This window comes from Dyella japonica A8 (genome assembly GCF_000725385.1).
Lineage (GTDB): Bacteria > Pseudomonadota > Gammaproteobacteria > Xanthomonadales > Rhodanobacteraceae > Dyella > Dyella japonica_C.
Genome location: NZ_CP008884.1, coordinates 2,090,153 through 2,109,249, shown reverse-complemented (window position 1 = coordinate 2,109,249; position 19,097 = coordinate 2,090,153). Strand labels below are relative to the sequence as shown.

The following is a 19,097-nucleotide window of genomic DNA, read 5'->3' as shown; positions in this document are numbered from 1 at the left end:
CCGGTTGCTGTCGGGCCGCCCATCAGGCGGAGGGCAGTTGTGCCATCAGTCGCTGGTTGATGCGTTCGCGCAGCCCTTCGTCGGGCAGCGATTCGAACACCGCGCGACAGAACGCCGTGGTGAGCATGGCGCGCGCTTCCGCCAGCGGAATGCCGCGCGAGCGCAGGTAGAACAGCGAGCGCTCGTCGAGCTGCCCCACGGTGGCGCCGTGCGCCGCCTTCACTTCGTCGGCGTAGATTTCCAGCTCCGGCTTGGTGTCGATCTCGGCCTGTCCGGAAAGCAGCAGGTTTTTGCTGGAGAGGCTGGCATCGCTGCCGTCAGCACCCTGGGCCACCACGATGGCACCGCGGAACACGCCGCGCGAACGCTCGTCCGCCACACCGCGCCACACCGACTCCGAGGCCGTGTTGAGCGCCTGGTGGCGAATGGCCATCTGCGTATCGATATGCTGGCGACCACGCAGGGCGAACACGCCGCGCGTATCGAGCCGCGATCGGTCGCCCGCGAGCACCGCATGCAGGTCGTGGCGCACCAGCGAACCGCCAAGCTCCAGGACGTAGAGCGCCGCATGGGCATCCTCATCCAGCTGGACGTTGTCGTGACGCACCAGCGTGCTGCCTTCGGCGGCCTCCTGCAGGGTCACATGGCGCAGCCTGGCGCCACGACGCAGCACGATGTCGGTGACCTGCGTGCCAAGGTTCTGGTGAGTATCGATGGCGGCATGCTGCTCAACCAGCGACAGCTCCGCGCCTTCGCCCAGCTCGACCACGTGGCGGACATGCCAGGCAACCTGTTCTTCCGCGGGAGCACCGACAAACAGCAGGCGCACGGGCTGCTCCACCTTGGCGCCGGCTGCCACGCGCAACACCACGCCGTCGCCGGCAAGCGCCGCATTGAGGCGCGCGAACACGTCGCCACGCTCGCGATAGTGGCGCGACAGCGCGAAGCGCAGCGGTTCGGCATCGCCCTGCAGCGCCTGCGTCAGCGGCTGCAGGCTCAGGCCGGAGGGCAGCTGATCGATGCGCGACAGTTCCCGGCGAAACACGCCGTTGACGAACACCAGCGTCGGGCCTTCCATGCCCGGCAAGGCGAAGCCATCGACGTCCACCGCAAGCGTGGCGGCCTGGGCATCGACGGAGGCGAAACGGCGCTGGCCAAGCGCACGAAGCGCGGTGTACTTCCACGCCTCCATGCGGGTGTCGGGCAGGCCGCCTTCGGCGAATGCTTCGAGGTTCTCGCGACGCGCGGCATCCAGCCAGCCGATGCCGCTGCCCGGCAAGCGCGCCTGCGCGGCGGCTTCTAGCAGCGAGTCGACGAAGGGGGTGCGCTGCGGCTCGCTCATGCCGAGGCTCCGGTCAGCGCGGGATCCTTGTCGTTCACCCATGCGTAGCCCTGCTCTTCCAGCTTCAGCGCCAGCGTCTTGTCGCCGCTCTGTACGATGCGGCCATCCGCCAGCACGTGCACGAAATCCGGCTCGATGTAGTCGAGCAGACGCTGGTAGTGCGTGATGACCAGGAAGCCACGCTCGGCCGTACGCAGCGCGTTCACGCCCTGCGCGACCTGCTTGAGCGCGTCGATGTCCAGGCCGGAGTCGGTTTCGTCGAGGATGGCGAGCTTGGGCTCGAGCACGGCCATCTGGAAGATCTCGTTGCGCTTCTTCTCACCACCCGAGAAACCTTCGTTCACCGCACGATGCAGCAGCTCGTCGGAGATCTTCATGATCTTGAGCTTCTCGCGCACCAGCTTGAGGAACTGCATGGAATCGAGTTCCTTCTCGCCACGCTGCTTGCGCTGCGCGTTGAGCGCGGCGCGCAGGAAGTAGGTGTTGTTCACGCCGGGGATTTCCACCGGGTACTGGAAAGCCAGGAACACGCCGGCAGCCGCGCGCTCTTCCGGTTCCAGCGCCAGCAGGTCGACACCGTTGAAGGTCACTGTGCCTTCGGTGACCTCGTAACCGTCGCGGCCGGAGAGCACGTTGCCCAGCGTGGACTTGCCAGCACCGTTGGGGCCCATGATCGCGTGCACTTCGCCGGGGTTCACGGTGAGCGTGAGTCCCTTGAGGATGTCCTTGCCCTCGACGCGGGCGTGCAGGTTTTCGATCTTTAGCATGGCGGGATACGGTATCGATAGAGAGAAAGTGGGGCTGCGCGATGAAGCGGGAATGCTCTAGTTACGCAGCGAAAAAGTACGACCTGTGCTCTGCATCAACCTTCAAGGTCCGTCATTCCCGCGAAAGCGGGAATCCAGTGCCTTTCGGCCGGTAAAGCAGAGGCGCTGGACCCCCGCTTTCGCGGGGATGACGAACAAGGGTGAGGTTAAGCGAAATGCATTGGCACCCATTGTTCATACTCAGCCGACCGCGCCTTCCAGCGACACCTCCAGCAGCTTCTTGGCTTCCACCGCAAATTCCATCGGCAGTTCACGGAATACCTGCTTGCAGAAGCCGTCGACGATCATCGACACGGCGTCTTCCTCGCCGATGCCGCGGCTGCGGCAGTAGAACAGCTGGTCGTCGGAAATCTTCGAGGTGGTGGCCTCGTGCTCGACGATGGCGGTGGGGTTCTTCACTTCCATGTAGGGGAAGGTGTGCGCACCGCACTTCTTGCCGATCAGCAGGCTGTCGCACTGGGTGTAGTTGCGCGCGCCCTCGGCGCCCTTCTCCACCTTCACCAGGCCGCGGTAGCTGTTGGAGCTGCGGCCGGCACTGATGCCCTTGGAGACAATCTTGGACTTGGTGCCCTTGCCGATGTGGATCATCTTGGTGCCGGTGTCGGCCTGCTGGCGATGGTGCGTGAGCGCCACCGAGTAGAACTCGCCCACCGAGCGGTCGCCGCGCAGCACGCAGCTGGGGTACTTCCAGGTGATGGCCGAACCGGTTTCCACCTGGGTCCAGGAGATCTTCGAATCGTCGCCACGGCAGTCGCCGCGCTTGGTCACGAAGTTGTAGATGCCGCCGACGCCGTTCTCGTCGCCCGGATACCAGTTCTGCACCGTCGAGTACTTGATCTGCGCCTTTTCCAGCGCGACCAGTTCAACGACGGCAGCGTGCAGCTGGTTCTCGTCGCGCATGGGCGCGGTGCAGCCTTCGAGGTAGGACACGTAGGCGCCTTCCTCGCACACGATCAGCGTGCGCTCGAACTGCCCGGTGTTGATCGCATTGATGCGGAAGTAAGTGGACAGCTCCATCGGGCAACGCACGCCCTTGGGAATGAACACGAACGAGCCGTCGGAGAACACCGCCGAATTGAGTGCGGCGAAGAAGTTGTCGCCCGTCGGTACCACGCTGCCCAGGTACTGCTGCACCAGTTCGGGATGCTCGCGGATCGCTTCGCTCATGGAGCAGAAGATCACGCCGGCTTCGGCCAGTTCCTTGCGGAAGGTGGTGCCCACCGACACCGAGTCGAACACGGCATCCACCGCCACGCCCGCGAGCTTGGCGCGCTCATGCAACGGCACGCCGAGCTTGTCGTAGGTTTCCAGCAGCTTGGGATCCACCTCGTCCAGCGATTTCGGCGCGGCCTTCGGCGCGGCGTAGTAGCTGATGGACTGGTAGTCGATCGGCGACAGGTTGAGCTTGGCCCAATCGGGCGTGGGCATGGTGAGCCAATGGCGATAGGCCTTCAGGCGCCACTCGGTCATCCACTCCGGCTCTTTCTTGAGTGCCGAAAGCTGGCGCACGATGTCTTCGGACAGGCCGACCGGCAAATATTCCGTCTCGATGTCCGTGGTGAAACCGGCTTCGTAGCGACGACCCAGCGCTTCGGCCACTTCGGCGTTGTCGCGAAGTGTCGTGGCGGAAAGATCACTGCGTTCGGTGGTTTCGGTAGTCATGGCGGTCTTCGTGTCGTCGTGTGCGTTCGAGGGATGCGTCGTGTTCATCCGATCGGATGGATATCGATGCGACGACTGGGTGGTTTGAGCATGTCGGACAGGCTGACGGCGCGCAGGGCGCTGTCCACGACGCTGTTGACGTGTTGCCAGTTGGCGCGCACGCCGCATTGCGACTCGCGCTCGCACTGGCCTTCGGCGAGGCTGCATTCGGTCATGCCGATGGGGCCCTCCAGCGCTTCGACGATCTGCGCCAGGGTGATCTCCCCGGCCGGGCGCGCCAGGCGGTAGCCGCCGTTGACGCCGCGGAACGACTCCACCAGCCCGGCATGGCCCAGCGACTTCAGGAGCTTGCTCACAGTGGGCAGCTCCAGGCGCGCCTCGTCGGCGATCTGCGCCGTGCTGAGCACGTCGTCGGGGTGGGCGGCGATGCAGGTCATCACCACCGTGGCGTAGTCGGTGAGTCGGCTGACGCGGAGCATGGGGTATCGGCCAAGGGACTGCGGGAATCGGTACCAAAATGGTACTGATTAATGCCCTGAGGGTCAAACCGCGGCGGCGCACCAAAGGTGGGAATCCGCAGCACGAGGACGCCCCGTTTGGGGGCAATGCTGCTAGCCCAGTCCCACCTCGATACCCCTGCCCCTCACCGTCATCCCTGCGGAAGCAGGGATCCAGCGCCTTTCGCAACCCCTTGAAGTCACTGGATTCCCGCTTTCGCGGGAATGACGGCGAGAGACATCGGGCGGTGTCGCAGATCCGCTGGCACGCATCCTGCTGCACCGCGACATATCGACCGCACGGGGAGCGCTGGGGATGAAGTGGATTACGGCCATCATCAAACCATTCACGCTGGACGACGTTCGCCAGGCGCTGACGGAGGTGGGTGTGACGGGCATGACCGTCACCGAGGTGAAGGGCTTTGGCCGCCAGCATGGGCACACCGAGCTTTATCGCGGCGCGGAGTACGTGGTGGATTTCCTGCCCAAGCTGAAGCTTGAAGTGGCGGTGGCCGACGCGCAGTTGGACCAGGCGGTGGAAGCCATCATCGGCGCCGCCCGCACCGGCAAGATCGGTGACGGCAAGGTGTTCGTGAGCGAGCTGGAGCAGGCTATCCGCATCCGCACGCAGGAGGTCGATGCCGATGCGCTTTGACTTTGAGGGAATCAGGAACCGGGAATCGAGCATCGGTGGCAAGCTTGGCCGCATCCTGCTGTCCATCGCCGGGCTAACCCTTGTTGGACCCGCGCTGGCGCAGACCGCCGCCCCCACGCATATCGACAGCGGTGATACCGCGTGGATGCTCACCGCCACCGCCTTCGTGCTGCTGATGACCATTCCGGGCCTCGCGCTGTTCTACGGCGGCATGGTGCGCGCGAAAAACCTGCTGTCGGTACTGATGCAGTGCTTCGCCATCACCGCGCTGGTGTCCGTGCTGTGGATGCTCTATGGCTATTCGCTCGCTTTCAGCACCGAGGGCATGCAGGCGGGCGTCACCAACCTGCATTCGTTCATCGGCGGACTCGACCGTGTTTTCCTTGCTGGCCTGAAGCCCGATTCGCGCTACCAGACGGTGCCCGAAAGCGTGTTCGTGATGTTCCAGCTCACCTTCGCCATCATCACGCCGGCGTTGATCATCGGCGCGTTCGCCGAGCGCATGAAGTTCAGCGCACTGCTGTGGTTCAGCGGCCTGTGGCTGAGCATCGTCTACCTGCCTGTCGCGCACATGGTGTGGAGCGGCCCGGGCTCCTTCCTTGGCGACCTGGGCGTGCTCGACTTCGCGGGCGGCACTGTGGTGCACATCAACGCCGGTATCGCGGGTCTGGTGGCGTGCCTGGTGATCGGCAAGCGCCGGGGATATCCGAACGTGCCGATGCCGCCGCACAACCTGGGCTATACGGTGATGGGCGCCAGTCTCTTGTGGCTGGGCTGGTTCGGCTTCAACGCCGGATCTGCGGTGGCCGCCAATGGCAGCGCAGGCATGGCGATGCTGGCCACGCAGGTGGCTACGGCCGGTGCCGCATTGGGCTGGCTCTTTGTCGAATGGATCGTGCATGGGCGACCCAGCGTGCTGGGCATCGTGTCGGGCGCGGTCGCGGGCCTCGTGGCGGTGACGCCGGCTGCTGGCACCGCCGGGCCCGGTGGTGCGCTGGTGCTCGGCCTTATCGCTGGCGTGATCTGCTTTTTCAGTGCCACGCGACTCAAGCACAAGCTGGGTTATGACGACTCGCTGGACGTGTTCGGCGTGCACGCCGTGGCGGGCATCGTGGGTGCGCTGCTGACGGGCCCGCTTGCCTCGCCGAAACTGGGCGGGTTCGGCACGGTGGAATCGCTGTGGGGCCAACTGTGGATTCAGGCCAAGGGCGTAGGGTTCACCGTGATCTGGAGCGCGGTGCTCAGCCTGGTGATCCTCAAGCTGATCGACTGGACGCTGGGGCTGCGGGTGGATGATGAGCAGGAGCAGATGGGGTTGGATATCTCGCTGCACGAAGAGAAGGCTTACAACCTTTCGTGACGACGCACTTCTCCCTCTCCCCTCCGGGGAGAGGGCTTGGATGCGGGGTGGGTGCTCGCCGCACCGTTCCTATCCGTCATTCCCGCGAAGGCGGGAATCTAGTGACTTTTGCTCTTGGCCTTTGGAGCTGGCCTTCCCGCGATCGGGCCACTTACGCAGCGGGCGTTTCGATCGTCTGCCGACGCTCGAGTCACTTTTCTTTTGCTGGCCCAAAAGAAAAGTAACCCAAAGAAAATGGCCTAGAGAGCCAGAGCTGGCAGCATTCCGTGGGGATAAGCCCGAACGCGTGAGGCAGGTCGTTGCTTGGCGACCTTTGCCTCTACACAGCGGGCAGCTCCAAGCGCTTCGCAACGCGCCGGAGCCATGAAGACTTAAAGCGGCGCCTCGCTGCGCTTTGGCACTGATGGACCCACACGCTCGCCCGCTTTTCTGTGGGAGCGCACCCTGTGCGCGACAACCTAACGGAGCGGTGACTACGAAACGCCGCTGTCGCGCACAGGGTGCGCTCCTACAGTTCCGGCCAGCCACCCGCTAAGCTGCATGGCATCGCCACTCCCAGCACGCCATGACTACGCCTACCGACCGCGCCGCCGCCCGCCTGGCCTGGACCCGCTCCGTTCTCGGCGACGCCGCGCTTGAGCTCTCCTCCGCCTCGTCCGACGCCAGCTTCCGCAGCTATTGGCGCACCACGCACGGCGGGAAGAGCTGGGTGGTGATGGATTCGCCGGTGGCGCAGGAAGATCCTCGCCCCTGGCTGGCGATCGGTGAGCGGCTCGCCGCCACGGGCGTGCATGTTCCCGCGGTCTACGCGAAGGATCTCGACCAAGGCTTCCTGCTGATCGAGGATCTCGGCACACGGCTCTATCTCCCTGCACTGAACGAGGACACGGCCGATCGTCTCTACAGCGACGCCATGGATGCACTGCTGCTGATGCAGACGCGCATGGAACACACGGATCTTCCGCTGTTCGACCGCGAACGACTGGTGAGCGGGCTGGAGGTGATGCCGGAATGGTTTCTGCAGCGCCACCTCGGTTACACGCCGACCTGCGGCGAATGGGATGTGCTGGAAGCGGCCTTCAACGTGATCATCCACGCCGCGCTGGAGCAACCGCGCCGCTTCGTGCATCGCGACTATCACAGCCGCAACCTGCTCGTCGTGGATGAGAACAACCCCGGCGTGATTGATTTCCAGGGTGCGCTGTCCGGCCCCATCACCTATGACCTCGCCTCGCTGCTGCGCGATGCCTATGTCGTGTGGCCGCGCGAGCGCGTGGAAGGCTGGGTGGAGTCGTATCGCCAGCGCCTGCTCAAGGCTGGCGTGATCGAGGAAACGATCGACCGCGAACGCTTCCTGCGCTGGTTCGACCTCACCGGCCTGCATCGCCATGTGCGCGTGCTCGGCCAGTTTTACCGCTTGTGGTATCGCGACGGGAAACCCGGTTATCTCGCCGACGTGCCGCGCGTTTATCACTACGTGGTGTCCGTGGCGGAGCGTTACGCGGAGCTGGCCGATTTCGTCGCGCTGCTAAGGCAACACGCGGAGGGGCGCGATCTGACAAAGGTGGCGGCACAGTGATCAATGCCCGCCACTTCCTATCCTTCAACGTCATTCCCGCGAAGGCGGGAATCCGATGCCTTTGGGTTGCGAAAAAACCAAGTCGCTGGATTCCCGCCTTCGCGGGAATGACGAGTCAGGGAACCCACGCACCGGAAACACCATGCGCCACGCACTGATCTTCGCGGCGGGCCTTGGCGAGCGCATGCGCCCGCTGACCAACCACACGCCCAAGCCCCTGCTGACGGTGGGCGGCAAGCCATTGATCGAATGGCACCTGGAAAAGCTTGCCGCCATCGACGTGCGCTACGTGGTGATCAACACCTCGCACTTGGCCGACCAGTTTCCCGAGGTGCTCGGGGATGGTTCGCGCTGGGGGCTGCGCATCCGCTATGCGTACGAAGGCCCTACCCCGCTGGAAACCGGCGGCGGCATGCTCAACGCGCTGGGCCTGCTCGGCCCGGAGCCCTTCATCGTGATCAGCGGCGACGTGTGGACCGATGCCGATGTCGCCACCCTGCCCGCCGAACCGCGCGGTACCGGGCACCTGCTGCTGGTGGACAACCCGCCGCATCACCCGGATGGCGACTTCAGCCTTGATGCACAGGGGCTGGTTCACGACGGGGGCACTCCGCGCCTCACGTACAGCGGCATCGGCGTGTTTCGACGCGAGATGCTCGATGCCTGGCAGGAGGTCGTGCACGACGCCGGTGCGCAACAAAGACCGCCACGCTTCAAGCTGCGGCCGCTGCTTGAGCGGGCCATCGCCCGTCAGGAACTCAGCGGCAGCCATTACCAGGGCGCATGGACCGACGTCGGCACGCCGGAGCGCCTGCGCGAGCTCGACGAGCGCCTGGGCCGCTGAGAGCCTGTTCAAAATCTTGCTTCAACGCCTTGCAAGCCCTCACCGTCATTCCCGCGAACCCCACAAAAGGGGGCAAGAGCGGGAATCCAGCGTCTTTGCTCGTGGCACCAAGAGCTAAAGGCACTGGATTCCCGCTCTTGCCCCCTTTTGTGGGGTTCGCGGGAATGACGGTGAGGAAATCCTGGGCTTGAAGGAGACCGTAAACAGACTCCAAGGCAGCGGCCTGAAAGGTAGCCAGCGCAAAATCCTGCCGGATTGGATGCCGCCGGACGCCGGGGGTATCCTAAACCGCCCGGTTCTGTAGAGCGCCCCCGCGCTTCCCTCCACCCGCAGAACCGCGCACGTTTCCCTGCAAGGTGTCGATGATGTCTGAACTGTGGTCCCATCTGGTCAGCTGGTTCGCCAGCCATGGCGTGCTGCCGGTATTGCAGTTCCTGCATCTGGAAGGCCTGGCAGGCAACCCGAACGACATCGCCGCCTCGCTGCTCATCGCCGCGTTCCAGCTGTGCGTGATCGGCCTGGTCTTCCGCCCGCTGGAAAGCATCGTGCCGGCGGAAAAATGGCAAGACCGCAAGCTCACCAAGGTCGATTTCCAGTACACGGTGATGATGCTCGTCGGCATTTTCCCGATCTTCAGCTACCTCATCCTCACGCCCATCGCCAATTACTTCGGTGGACCGGACACCGGCCCCAGTGATGCCAGCGTGTCGCCACTCGCCATCACGCACTGGGTGCCGTGGCTGAAGCAGCATCCGTGGCTGCTGTTTGGCTGCTACTACCTGGTTTACGACCTTGTTTACTACTGGATGCACCGCCTGCAGCACGCGCTGCCGTGGTGGTGGGCGCTGCACAGCATGCACCACAGCACGCGCCAGATGAGCTGCTGGACCAACGACCGCGGCAGCCTGATCGACGGCTTCATCCAGTCCATGATCCTGGCCTGCGTGGGCATCGTGATGGGCGTGGAGCCAGAACAGTTCGCCTGGCTGGTGTTGATGGGCGAGCTGGTGCAGAACTTCTCCCACGCCAACGTGCGCATCGCCTTCGGCCCGGTGTTCAACCGCGTGTTCGTGTCGCCCAAGTTCCACCGCCTGCACCACATGCTGGTCGACCCGACCCGCCCCAAACTGCACAACTGCAACTTCGGCCAGGTGTTCTCCCTCTGGGACGTGATCTTCGGCACCGCGCTCTACAACGAGCCGCCGCGCCCCACCGGCGTGGGCGACCCGATGGTGGACGACGACAACAACCACGGCCTCGTCGGCCTGCACTGGAATGCCGCCAAGCGTTTCTGGGGTGCGGTGCGCCGCCCTGAAGGGTGGAAGTTCGGCGAAGTGGCGTTCGGCCCGGATTACCGGCCGATTCCCGTGGATCAACTGGATCTGCATGGGTTGGCGCATCATGTGCTGCAACCGGCGCATGCGCCCGACGCAGCACCCTCTGCAGACAACGCAGCGGTTGCCGAGACAGCCTGAACGCTCTCAAAAGAGCTGCCCTGGGAACAAGGCGGCCTCGTGAAGAACAACCAACGCCTGATGCGTCCTTCCCGTGGAGCCGCGGTGTTCTTGTGCATTGCCATACGGCGTGCCGATCAGCGACTCGTCCTCGTAAACGAAATCGCTGTTGATCGACGGCCCACTGAGGCGTGCTCAGCGCCGCTTTCGTCCCGAAGATTTCCTGGTCGCCGTCGACGAGCCGCCGTCAACGGGAAAGAGGCGTGTTGCGATGTAATCGACAAACACCCTCACCCTGGGCAACAACGTGCGTCCGGAAGACCAGACCGCCCAGAATTGCCCATGATCGGTAACGCACTCATCCAGCACCGACTGCAGACGACCATCGCGCATGGCCTCGCGGATCAGGAAATCAGGCATGTAGGCCAGCCCATGCCCGTCGAGCACCGCCGCCAGCACGGCCTCCATGTTGTTGCAGACGAGCCCGTCGCGTAGGCGCAATGGCGCGCCAGAAGCGATGCCCCACGCCATCAGCTTGCCGGTGGTGACAAAGCGATAGCGGATGCATTCATGCCGCTGGAGATCCTCGGCGGCTTGCGGCACGCCGTGGGCCTGCAGGTAGGCGGTGGAGGCGCACAGCACAAAGCGAAACGGACCCAGCCGGCGCGCCATCAGCCGCGAATCCGGCAGCGTGCCGCTGCGAATCGCCACGTCGACGCCTTCTTCGATCAGGTCGACCAATTGATCGTTGAAGTCGAGATCCAGCGAGATCTCCGGATGCAGGCGACGGAACTCCTTCAGGTGTGGCAGCAGGAAGCGATAACCGATGGCGGGCAGGCTGACGCGCAGGCGCCCGCGCGGCGCTTGTGTGGCATGCGCCATCTCGGCCTCGGCGTCCTGCAGATCGTCGAGGATGCGCCGGCAGCGCTCGAAGAACAGCAGGCCTTCCGGTGTCAGTCGCACCTTGCGCGTGCTTCTCTGGAACAGCCGCACGCCCATCGCCGATTCCAGCCGCGCGATGCTCTTTCCGACGGCCGAGGACGACACACCCAGCGTCCGGGCGGCGCCCGCGAAGCTCAACGACTCTGCACTGCGCACGAAGGCGACGATGCCGGTAAGGCTGTCCATGCGATGACCTTATTGGATACATGAAGTCCGTTATCAACGGACACGGAGGCCAATTATCAAAGGATTGGAGAGTTCATAGCATGTTCCGACGTGTCGGCCAACGGGCTGGCATCGCGCCCTCCTCCTGCCACAACGCCTGGATATCCATGAACTCCACCTCCCCCACGCAGCGCCCGGGCGGGCGAAGCGAGCGCCTCGTGCTGGCCTCGATCTGCCTTGCGGCCATCGTGCTGCCGCTGAGCTTCTCCGGCGGCGCCATCGCCACGCCTGACATCGCACGAACCTTAGGCGGCTCACCCACCGCGCTCACCTGGATCACCAACGCTTTCATGTTGAGCTTCGGCAGCTTGCTAATGGCCGCCGGTGCACTGGCCGATCAGTACGGCCGCAAGCGCGTCTTTGCCGGTGGCATGTCGCTCTTCGTCGTGAGCACCATCCTGTTGGCGCTCGCTCCCAGCGTGCTGTGGCTGGACGTCCTCCGGGCTCTGCAAGGCGTCGCGGCCGCGGCATCGCTCGCCAGCGGTTCCGCCGCGCTCGCGCAGGAGTTCGAAGGCCACGCACGAATGCGCGCCTTCGGCCTGCTGGGAACGAGTTTCGGGCTTGGCCTGGCCTTTGGCCCGGTGATCGCCGGCATGCTGATCGCGTGGTTGGGGTGGCGCGCCATTTTCGTCTTCATTGCTGGCGTCGCATGTCTGGCGATGATCTTCGGCCTGCCCCGCATGCGTGAAACGCGCGACCCGGGAGCCTCCGGTCTGGATTGGCCGGGAACCCTGTGCTTCACCGCCATGCTGGTGTTGCTGACGTTCGGCATCATCCAGGCACCGGCGAGTGGCCGGGATAGCCCGCTGATCATCGCGCTACTCGGCGGGGCCGGCGTGTTGCTCGTCGTGTTCGTCATCATCGAGGCGCGTGTCGCTCGGCCCATGCTGGATCTTTCGTTGTTCCGCTATCCGCGTTTCATCGGCGTGCAGATGCTGCCGGTCGGCACCTGCTACTGCTATATCGTGCTGGTCGTGCTGCTTCCTCTGCGCCTGATTGGCATCGAGGGCTGGGGAGAAATGCGCGCGGGTCTTTTCATGCTCGCCCTGTCCGCGCCCATGCTGTTCATGCCATTGGTAGCGTCACGGCTTGCTCACCGTGTGTCGCCAGGTGCGCTCTCTGCGTTGGGGTTCCTCGCAGCGGCAGCGGGATTGTGCTGGCTGGCGCGGATCTCGTTCGAGGGAGCCGCTTTCTCAGCCCTGCTGCCACTCTTCCTGATCGGAATGGGCGCAGGCTTGCCCTGGGGACTCATGGATGGCCTCGCGGTCAGCGTGGTTCCCAAGGAACGTGCAGGTATGGCCACCGGCATCTTCAGCACTACGCGCGTGGCGGGCGAAGGCATCGCATTAGCCAGCGTCAGCGCCACGCTGGCGTGGATCATCCAGTCGGGCCTGACGCGGATGGCAATGGCATCACCGCATGTCGTCGCGACAGCATCGCAGCAGCTCGCGACAGGAGAACTTCATCGGGCATCCACCTTGCTGACGCAGCTTCCCGCAGCGGACATCCGGTGGATCTATGCCCAGGCATTCACGCATTTGCTCCTTGGATTGGCAGCGATCACGGTCATATGCGCGACCGTGGTGTTCAGCGTGATCGGCGGTTCCGAGGAGCGTGCGTCGATGAAGGTGGCCGGTGGCGAGGCAGCGGATCCATCGCCCTGACAGGCGACGCACGATCCCGCACGACCGATACAGGCACGCCACCGTGCAAACAAAAAAGCCCGGGATTCCCGGGCCTTTTCTGTTACTCGCAAAGTAGCGACCGCTTACGGACGGCGTGCCAGCTCCGGGTTTTCCTTGGTCTTGGGCATCAGGTCCTGCTTGGAGACGCCCAGCCACAGCAGGATCGGGCTCGCCACGAAGATCGAGGAGAGCGTACCCACCAGGATGCCGATCAGCATGGTGATCGCGAAGCCGTGCACCGCCGGGCCGCCGAAGAAGTACAGCGCGGCCATGGTGATGCCGGTGAACAGCGCGGTAATGATGGTTCGCGACAGCGTGTTGTTGATCGAGCGGTTGAGGATCTCTTCCGGCTCGGCCTTGCGGGCCAGGCGGAACAGTTCACGCACGCGATCGAACACCACCACCTTGTCGTTGATGGAGTAACCGATCACCGCCAGCACGGAAGCCAGCACCGTCAGGTCGAACTCGCGCTGGGTCAACGCGAAGATACCCACGGTGACCAGCGCGTCGTGGGCCTCGGTGGCAATGGCTGCCACGGCGAAGCGCCACTCGAAGCGGATGCCCAGGTACAGGCCGATGCCCAGCATCACCACGATAGCGGCCACGATGCCGTCGCTGCGCAGCTCCTCGCCCACGGCGGAACCCACGTAGTCGCGGCTCTTGAGCTTGGCATCGGGGCGCGCCGCCTGCAGCGTCTTGGTGACGTCGTCGGCGATCTTGTCCAGGTTCACCTTGCCGCCGTTGGCCACTCCCGACTGCGGGTCGTCCTTCGGCTGCAGGCGGATGGACACTTCCTTGGTGCCGCCCATGCTCTGCACGACGGCGTGCTCCATGCCGCCCTTCTCGAGGGCATCGCGCACGTCGCCGACCTGCACCGGCTGGTCGTAGTCCATCACCAGCGACACGCCGCCGGTGAAGTCCAGGCCGTAGTTGAGGCTTTTCACCGCGATCAGCGCGATGGAGGCGACCATCAGCAGGATGGCGATGCCGACACTGAACTTCCTCATGCCGAGGAAGTTCACGTTTGCGTTGTGGTTGAAGATTTCCATCTTTGTCTATTCCTCAGACCGACAGCGTCTTGAGCTTGCGATGACCATGGATCAACGCGGTGATCGCGTGCGTCACGGTGACCGAGGTGAACATCGAGGTCAGGATACCGATCAGCAGCGTCACGCCGAAGCCCTTGATCGGGCCCGAGCCCATCGTGGTCAGCGCCAGCGCGGCGATCAGGTGAGTGACGTTGGCGTCGAGAATGGTGGCCCACGCCTTGTCGTAACCGGCGCGGATCGCGGCGTGCGGCGAGGAGCCGTTGCGCAACTCTTCGCGTATGCGTTCGCAGATCAGCACGTTCGCGTCGATCGCCATACCCAGCGTCAGCACGATACCGGCGATGCCCGGCATGGTCAGTGTCACACCGACGGCCGACATCACGGCGATCAGGATCACCAGGTTGAAGAACAGCGCCACGTCGGCCACCAGGCCGAAGAGCTTGTAGTAAAAGGCAGCAGCAAGCAGCACCAGGGCAAGGCCCAGGGTCACGGCGCGCAGGCCCTTGGCGATGTTGTCCTGGCCCAGACTGGGGCCGATCACGCGCTCTTCCACGATATCGACCGGCGCGGCGAGCGAACCACCCTTGAGCAGCAGCGCCAGCTCGGAAGCTTCCTTCGGACTACGCAGGCCGGTGGTCTGGAAGTTCTTGCCGAACACGCCATTGATGGTGGCGTAGTTGATCACTTCCTCGGTGATCTTCGGCGTGCGCACTTCCTTGCCGTCGACGACCTTGGTGTCGACCACGCGCTCCACATACACCACGCCCATCGGCTTGCCGACGTTGCCGGTGGTGAAGTCCAGCATCTTCTTGGCACCGGCGGTGTTCAGCGTGACCGACACGGCGGGGCTGCCGCTCTGCTGGTCGAAGCTGGACGAGGCGTCCACGAGCTGGTCACCGGTGACGATGATGTTCTTGCTCAGCAGGTACGGACGGCCGTCGCGATCCTTGTAGAGGCGCGCGTCGGGCGGAACGATGCCGCTGCGCGCAGCGTCAATGGCCTGCTGCGGCGTGCCATAGCCCGAACGGTATTCCAGCGTGGCGGTGGCACCGATGATCTTCTTGGCCTCGGCGGTGTCCTGCACGCCGGCCAGCTCGACCACGATGCGGCTCTCACCCTGCTGCTGGATGATCGGCTCGGACACGCCCAGCGCGTTGATACGGTTGCGCAGCGTGCCCAGGTTCTGGCGAATGGTATTGACCGACAGCTCGCGCAGCTTGTCCGGGCGCACCACGGCATTGATCGGGAAGCGGTCGCCGGTGGCGGGGCCGTCCGTCAGGGTGAGGTCCGGATAGTCGGCGGCGATGACGTTGGCGGCGGCCGTGCGGTCCTCGGCGGACTTCAGCACCACCGACACACCCTGCCCGCGCTGCGCGTTGCGCACCACCGAGTCGTAGCGGATGTTCTTTTCGCGCAGCAGGCTGCGGATGTCGTCCGCATAGCGCGTTTCCTGCTTGTCGATCACGTCATCCTGATCGACCTGCATGAGGAAGTGCACGCCGCCCTGCAGGTCCAGGCCCAGCGGCATCGACTTCGCACCGATGGTGGTCAGCCAGTGCGGCACTGTGGACTTGAGGTTGAACGCCACCGTGTAGTCGTCGCCCAGCGCGGCCTTGATCGCGTCGGAGGCGCTCTTCTGCACGTCGGGGTTGGCGAAGCTGGCGAGCAGATGGTCGCCATTGAGCTCGATGCCGGTGCTGGCGACGCTCGCCTTCTTCAGCGCATCGGACACCTTCTGCTCAAGTGCCTGGTCGACCGTGCCGTTGCGGTTGGCCGTGATCTGCACGGCAGGCACCGGCAGGAACACGTTGGGCAACGCGTAGACAATGCCGAGCACCAATACGATGGCGACCAGCGCATATTTCCAGCGTGGAAAATCACTCATGCCTTGAATCCGTCAAAAGCCGCGGCATGAGGCGGGCCGCGGCGAGCAATGCATCGTGTGGACCGGGGCCCCTCCACCCCGGCAAGTCGTCAGGACGACTTCAGCGTGCCCTTGGGCAGGACCTGCTGCACCGCGCCCTTCTGCAGCTTGATCTTCACGTTCGGCGCAATTTCGACCGTGATGAAGCTCTCACCGATCTCTTCCACGCGGCCGGCGATGCCACCGTTGGTGACCACTTCGTCGCCCTTGGCCAGCGCGGAGACCATCGCGCGATGCTCCTTCTGGCGCTTCATCTGCGGGCGGATCATGACGAAGAACATGACCACCAGCAGCAGGATCGGCAGGGCCAGGCCAAACAGCGGATTGCCCTGCGGGCCGGCTGCAGGAGCGGCCTGGGCCACCACGAACGACATCGGAAGATTCATCAGCTTGTCTCGCAAGTAGCGGTATTGACAGAGTTTTCTGACAACACCTGATAAAAGATCGTGGATTATGCCACGCGCCCCCGGGCCCTGCATGCGTCGCAAGGCCCACCCGGCAAAGGTTCTGGCGTCGGGGTGGGCGGTTTCCAAGGGGCTGGACCGGTATGGAACACCGAAGGTTCCCTCACACCCCCTGACCGTCATTCCTGCGAAAGCAGGAATCCAGTGCCTTTGGGGCGCACCGGCAGGGTCACGTGCCTGAAAGTCGCTGGATTCCTGCTTTCGCAGGAATGACGGTGCTTATGAAACGCATCATGACCCGGGGGTGGCCGCCTCAGGCCGCCACGCCCCCAGCCCTACGCGCATAGAACTCCGCCACAAAGTCATCCAGCTGCCCCGCGGCAATCGCCCCGCGCAGCCCAGCCATCAGCCGCTGGTAGTGACGCAGGTTGTGCATGGTGGCGAGCTGGCTGCCCAGGATCTCGTTGCAGCGGTCCAGATGACGCAGGTAGGCGCGGCTGAAGCCGTTGCTGCAGGCATAGCAATCGCAGCCTTCCTCGATGACGCGGGTGTCCAGCGCGTATTTGGCGTTGCGGATGCGCAGGGTGCCCTGGTCGGTGAACAGGAAGCCGTTGCGCGCGTTGCGCGTGGGCATCACGCAATCGAACATGTCGATGCCGCGACGCACGGCTTCCACGATGTCCTCGGGGCGGCCCACGCCCATCAGGTAGCGCGGCTTGTCGGCCGGCAGCAGGGGCACGGTGAAATCCAGCGTGTGGTTGCGCTCCGCCTCGGGCTCGCCCACGGCAAGGCCACCCACGGCATAGCCGTCAAAGCCGATGTTCACCAGGCCCTCGGCGGAACGGCGGCGCAGGTTCTCGTACACGCTGCCCTGCACGATGCCGAACAAGGCATTGGGATTCTTCAGGTCATCGAAGGCGCGGCGCGAACGTTCGGCCCAGCGAAGGCTGAGCTCCATCGAGGTGGAGGCCACCTTCTCCGTCGCCGGATACGGCGTGCACTCGTCGAAGATCATGGCGATGTCGGAATCGAGCACCTTTTGGATGCGCATCGATTCTTCCGGCGACAGGAACACCTTCGAGCCATCCACCGGCGAGGCGAAGGCCACGCCCTCCTCGGTGATCTTGCGCTTGTGCGCCAGCGAGAAGACCTGGAAGCCGCCCGAATCCGTGAGGATAGGCTTGTCCCAGCCGATGAACTTGTGCAGGCCGCCGAACTGCTCGACCACTTCGAGGCCGGGGCGCAGGAACAGGTGGAAGGTGTTGCCCAGGATGATCTCGGCGCCGATGTCGCGGACATCCCGCGGCGTCATCGCCTTCACCGAGCCATAGGTGCCGACCGGCATGAAGGCCGGCGTTTCCACCGTACCGCGGTCAAATGTGAGACGGCCTCGGCGGGCCGCGCCGTCGGTGGCCTGGAGTTCGAAAGTCAGGGAAGTCATGGGGCAATTATCGCCTGTCCGGCGATTTCGTGCTTTGCCGGCCCCGAATTGTCGCTTTTGGGTGGGAGCGCACCCTGTGCGCGACAAGCCAGCGAAGCGATGCGCCCGAGAGGCCCGTGTCGCGCACAGGGTGCGCTCCCACAGGTGCATGCGATGCCGATCAGCCCTTCGGCAAAATCAACATCGAATCCCCATACGAGAAGAACCGGTACTTCTGCTCTACCGCATGCCGGTACGAGGCCAGCATGAAATCACGCCCCGCCAGCGCGGACACCAGCATCAGCAGGGTCGATTGCGGCAGGTGGAAGTTGGTCAGCAGGCCGTCGATGCTGGAGAACCGGTAGCCGGGGAAGATGAAGATCTGCGTCTCGCCCGCGAAAGGCTGCACTTCCCCATCGCGCACGGCGCTTTCCAGGGCGCGCACCACGGTGGTGCCCACCGCGATGACGCGGCCACCCGCGGCGCGCGTGCGGCGGATCTGTTCCACCAGGCTCGCCCCCACGTTGAGCCATTCGCGGTGCATCTGGTGATCCTTGAGGTCATCCGCGCGCACCGGCTGGAAGGTGCCCGCGCCCACGTGCAGGGTCACGTAGCCAAATTGGATGCCGCGCCCGCGCAAGTTCGCCAGCGTGGCCTCGTCGAAATGCAGGCCGGCCGTGGGCGCGGCAACGGCGCCCGGCTCGCGCGCGAACACGGTCTGGTAGCGCTCCATGTCGCTGTCGTCCGCATGGCGCTCGATATACGGCGGCAACGGCATTTCGCCCAATCGCAGCAGCAGTCGCTCCAGCGGGTCGGGCGACTCGAAGCGCAGGCGGAAGAACGAGCCGTCGCGCCCCAGCACCACGGCATGGCTGCCGTCGGCCAGCTCGATACGCCCGCCTTCCTTCGGCTTCTTGCTCACGCCCAGCTGCACGGTGGCTTCGTGCGCGCCGGTGACGCGCTCGATCAGGATCTCCACCTGCCCGCCCGTGTCCTTGCGGCCGTACAGTCTCGCCGGCAACACGCGGGTGTCGTTGAACACCAGCAGGTCACCCTCGCGCAGGAACTCCGGCAGGTCGCGGAACATGCGGTCCTGGCGCGCCTGCGCCTCCACGTCCAGCACCAGCATGCGGCTGGCCGAACGCTCGGCCAACGGCGCCTGGGCAATCAGCTCGGGCGGCAGGTCAAAATCGAAATCGGTCTTCTTCACGGGCGGGGCATTGGCGAC

Annotated in this window: 16 protein-coding genes; 6 read left to right on the top strand and 10 right to left on the bottom strand. The window is 64.5% G+C overall.

The features are described 5' to 3' along the window. Positions 1-22 precede the first annotated feature (22 nt). The 4 genes from sufD to HY57_RS08625 form a co-directional block, all read right to left on the bottom strand. Positions 23-1,342 carry a Fe-S cluster assembly protein SufD gene (gene sufD, locus HY57_RS08640; protein WP_019465754.1) on the bottom strand — a complete coding sequence of 440 codons (1,320 nt, stop codon included), beginning with the start codon at positions 1,340-1,342 and terminating at the stop codon, positions 23-25. After that, a complete protein-coding gene (sufC, locus tag HY57_RS08635) occupies positions 1,339-2,109 on the bottom strand; it encodes a Fe-S cluster assembly ATPase SufC (protein WP_019465753.1) in 771 nt (256 codons plus the stop codon). The genes sufD and sufC overlap by 4 nt, the downstream gene beginning before the upstream one ends. 240 nt (positions 2,110-2,349) lie before the next feature. After that, positions 2,350-3,831: a Fe-S cluster assembly protein SufB gene (gene sufB, locus HY57_RS08630; RefSeq protein ID WP_026034010.1), complete on the bottom strand. Its 1,482-nt coding sequence runs from the start codon at positions 3,829-3,831 to the stop codon at positions 2,350-2,352. Between the two features lie 44 nt (positions 3,832-3,875). Beyond that, on the bottom strand, positions 3,876-4,310 hold the full coding sequence (locus HY57_RS08625; RefSeq protein ID WP_019465751.1) for an SUF system Fe-S cluster assembly regulator: 435 nt from the start codon (positions 4,308-4,310) through the stop codon (positions 3,876-3,878). A gap of 334 nt (positions 4,311-4,644) precedes the next feature. On the opposite strand from HY57_RS08625, the gene HY57_RS08620 reads away from it, so the two are divergent. The 5 genes from HY57_RS08620 to HY57_RS08600 all read left to right on the top strand — a co-directional run bounded on the left by HY57_RS08620 (position 4,645) and on the right by HY57_RS08600 (position 10,241). After that, positions 4,645-4,983: a P-II family nitrogen regulator gene (locus HY57_RS08620; RefSeq protein ID WP_019465750.1), complete on the top strand. Its 339-nt coding sequence runs from the start codon at positions 4,645-4,647 to the stop codon at positions 4,981-4,983. Beyond that, positions 4,973-6,343: an ammonium transporter gene (locus HY57_RS08615; RefSeq protein WP_019465749.1), complete on the top strand. Its 1,371-nt coding sequence runs from the start codon at positions 4,973-4,975 to the stop codon at positions 6,341-6,343. The genes HY57_RS08620 and HY57_RS08615 overlap by 11 nt, the downstream gene beginning before the upstream one ends. A 565-nt stretch (positions 6,344-6,908) precedes the next feature. Then, the gene (locus HY57_RS08610) at positions 6,909-7,922 is read left to right on the top strand and encodes an aminoglycoside phosphotransferase family protein (protein WP_019467433.1); all 1,014 of its coding nucleotides are present in this window, start codon (positions 6,909-6,911) and stop codon (positions 7,920-7,922) included. A gap of 142 nt (positions 7,923-8,064) precedes the next feature. After that, positions 8,065-8,766: an N-acetylmuramate alpha-1-phosphate uridylyltransferase MurU gene (murU, locus tag HY57_RS08605; RefSeq protein WP_019467432.1), complete on the top strand. Its 702-nt coding sequence runs from the start codon at positions 8,065-8,067 to the stop codon at positions 8,764-8,766. 362 nt (positions 8,767-9,128) lie between these two features. Further along, the gene (locus HY57_RS08600; protein ID WP_019467431.1) at positions 9,129-10,241 is read left to right on the top strand and encodes a sterol desaturase family protein; all 1,113 of its coding nucleotides are present in this window, start codon (positions 9,129-9,131) and stop codon (positions 10,239-10,241) included. Between the two features lie 174 nt (positions 10,242-10,415). Here HY57_RS08600 and HY57_RS08595 read toward each other — a convergent pair whose 3' ends face one another. Further along, the gene (locus HY57_RS08595; protein ID WP_019467430.1) at positions 10,416-11,348 is read right to left on the bottom strand and encodes a LysR family transcriptional regulator; all 933 of its coding nucleotides are present in this window, start codon (positions 11,346-11,348) and stop codon (positions 10,416-10,418) included. Between the two features lie 20 nt (positions 11,349-11,368). On the opposite strand from HY57_RS08595, the gene HY57_RS08590 reads away from it, so the two are divergent. Continuing rightward, positions 11,369-13,051, top strand: a complete 1,683-nt coding sequence (locus HY57_RS08590; protein WP_235186635.1) for an MFS transporter — start codon at positions 11,369-11,371, stop codon at positions 13,049-13,051. A gap of 104 nt (positions 13,052-13,155) precedes the next feature. Here the strand turns inward: HY57_RS08590 and secF are convergent, their stop codons facing one another. The 5 genes from secF to queA all read right to left on the bottom strand — a co-directional run bounded on the left by secF (position 13,156) and on the right by queA (position 19,079). Then, entirely contained in the window at positions 13,156-14,121 is a 966-nt protein-coding gene (gene secF / locus HY57_RS08585) for a protein translocase subunit SecF (RefSeq protein ID WP_019467428.1), read from the bottom strand. Between the two features lie 13 nt (positions 14,122-14,134). Continuing rightward, entirely contained in the window at positions 14,135-16,006 is a 1,872-nt protein-coding gene (secD, locus tag HY57_RS08580; RefSeq protein WP_019467427.1) for a protein translocase subunit SecD, read from the bottom strand. 89 nt (positions 16,007-16,095) lie between these two features. Next, entirely contained in the window at positions 16,096-16,431 is a 336-nt protein-coding gene (yajC, locus tag HY57_RS08575) for a preprotein translocase subunit YajC (protein ID WP_026034306.1), read from the bottom strand. 331 nt (positions 16,432-16,762) lie between these two features. Beyond that, positions 16,763-17,890: a tRNA guanosine(34) transglycosylase Tgt gene (gene tgt, locus HY57_RS08570; protein WP_019467425.1), complete on the bottom strand. Its 1,128-nt coding sequence runs from the start codon at positions 17,888-17,890 to the stop codon at positions 16,763-16,765. A gap of 160 nt (positions 17,891-18,050) precedes the next feature. Next, positions 18,051-19,079, bottom strand: coding sequence for a tRNA preQ1(34) S-adenosylmethionine ribosyltransferase-isomerase QueA (gene queA / locus HY57_RS08565; protein ID WP_026034305.1), 1,029 nt, complete (start codon positions 19,077-19,079; stop codon positions 18,051-18,053). Positions 19,080-19,097 lie beyond the last annotated feature (18 nt).

What these genes read in the sequence shown, in the direction of transcription:
- sufD (WP_019465754.1), bottom strand. Translation starts at nt 1,342, where the DNA reads ATGAGCGAGCCGCAGCGCACCCCCTTCGTCGACTCGCTGCTAGAAGCC.
- sufC (WP_019465753.1), bottom strand. Translation starts at nt 2,109, where the DNA reads ATGCTAAAGATCGAAAACCTGCACGCCCGCGTCGAGGGCAAGGACATC.
- sufB (WP_026034010.1), bottom strand. Translation starts at nt 3,831, where the DNA reads ATGACTACCGAAACCACCGAACGCAGTGATCTTTCCGCCACGACACTT.
- HY57_RS08625 (WP_019465751.1), bottom strand. Translation starts at nt 4,310, where the DNA reads ATGCTCCGCGTCAGCCGACTCACCGACTACGCCACGGTGGTGATGACC.
- HY57_RS08620 (WP_019465750.1), top strand. Translation starts at nt 4,645, where the DNA reads ATGAAGTGGATTACGGCCATCATCAAACCATTCACGCTGGACGACGTT.
- HY57_RS08615 (WP_019465749.1), top strand. Translation starts at nt 4,973, where the DNA reads ATGCGCTTTGACTTTGAGGGAATCAGGAACCGGGAATCGAGCATCGGT.
- HY57_RS08610 (WP_019467433.1), top strand. Translation starts at nt 6,909, where the DNA reads ATGACTACGCCTACCGACCGCGCCGCCGCCCGCCTGGCCTGGACCCGC.
- murU (WP_019467432.1), top strand. Translation starts at nt 8,065, where the DNA reads ATGCGCCACGCACTGATCTTCGCGGCGGGCCTTGGCGAGCGCATGCGC.
- HY57_RS08600 (WP_019467431.1), top strand. Translation starts at nt 9,129, where the DNA reads ATGATGTCTGAACTGTGGTCCCATCTGGTCAGCTGGTTCGCCAGCCAT.
- HY57_RS08595 (WP_019467430.1), bottom strand. Translation starts at nt 11,348, where the DNA reads ATGGACAGCCTTACCGGCATCGTCGCCTTCGTGCGCAGTGCAGAGTCG.
- HY57_RS08590 (WP_235186635.1), top strand. Translation starts at nt 11,369, where the DNA reads ATGAAGTCCGTTATCAACGGACACGGAGGCCAATTATCAAAGGATTGG.
- secF (WP_019467428.1), bottom strand. Translation starts at nt 14,121, where the DNA reads ATGGAAATCTTCAACCACAACGCAAACGTGAACTTCCTCGGCATGAGG.
- secD (WP_019467427.1), bottom strand. Translation starts at nt 16,006, where the DNA reads ATGAGTGATTTTCCACGCTGGAAATATGCGCTGGTCGCCATCGTATTG.
- yajC (WP_026034306.1), bottom strand. Translation starts at nt 16,431, where the DNA reads ATGAATCTTCCGATGTCGTTCGTGGTGGCCCAGGCCGCTCCTGCAGCC.
- tgt (WP_019467425.1), bottom strand. Translation starts at nt 17,890, where the DNA reads ATGACTTCCCTGACTTTCGAACTCCAGGCCACCGACGGCGCGGCCCGC.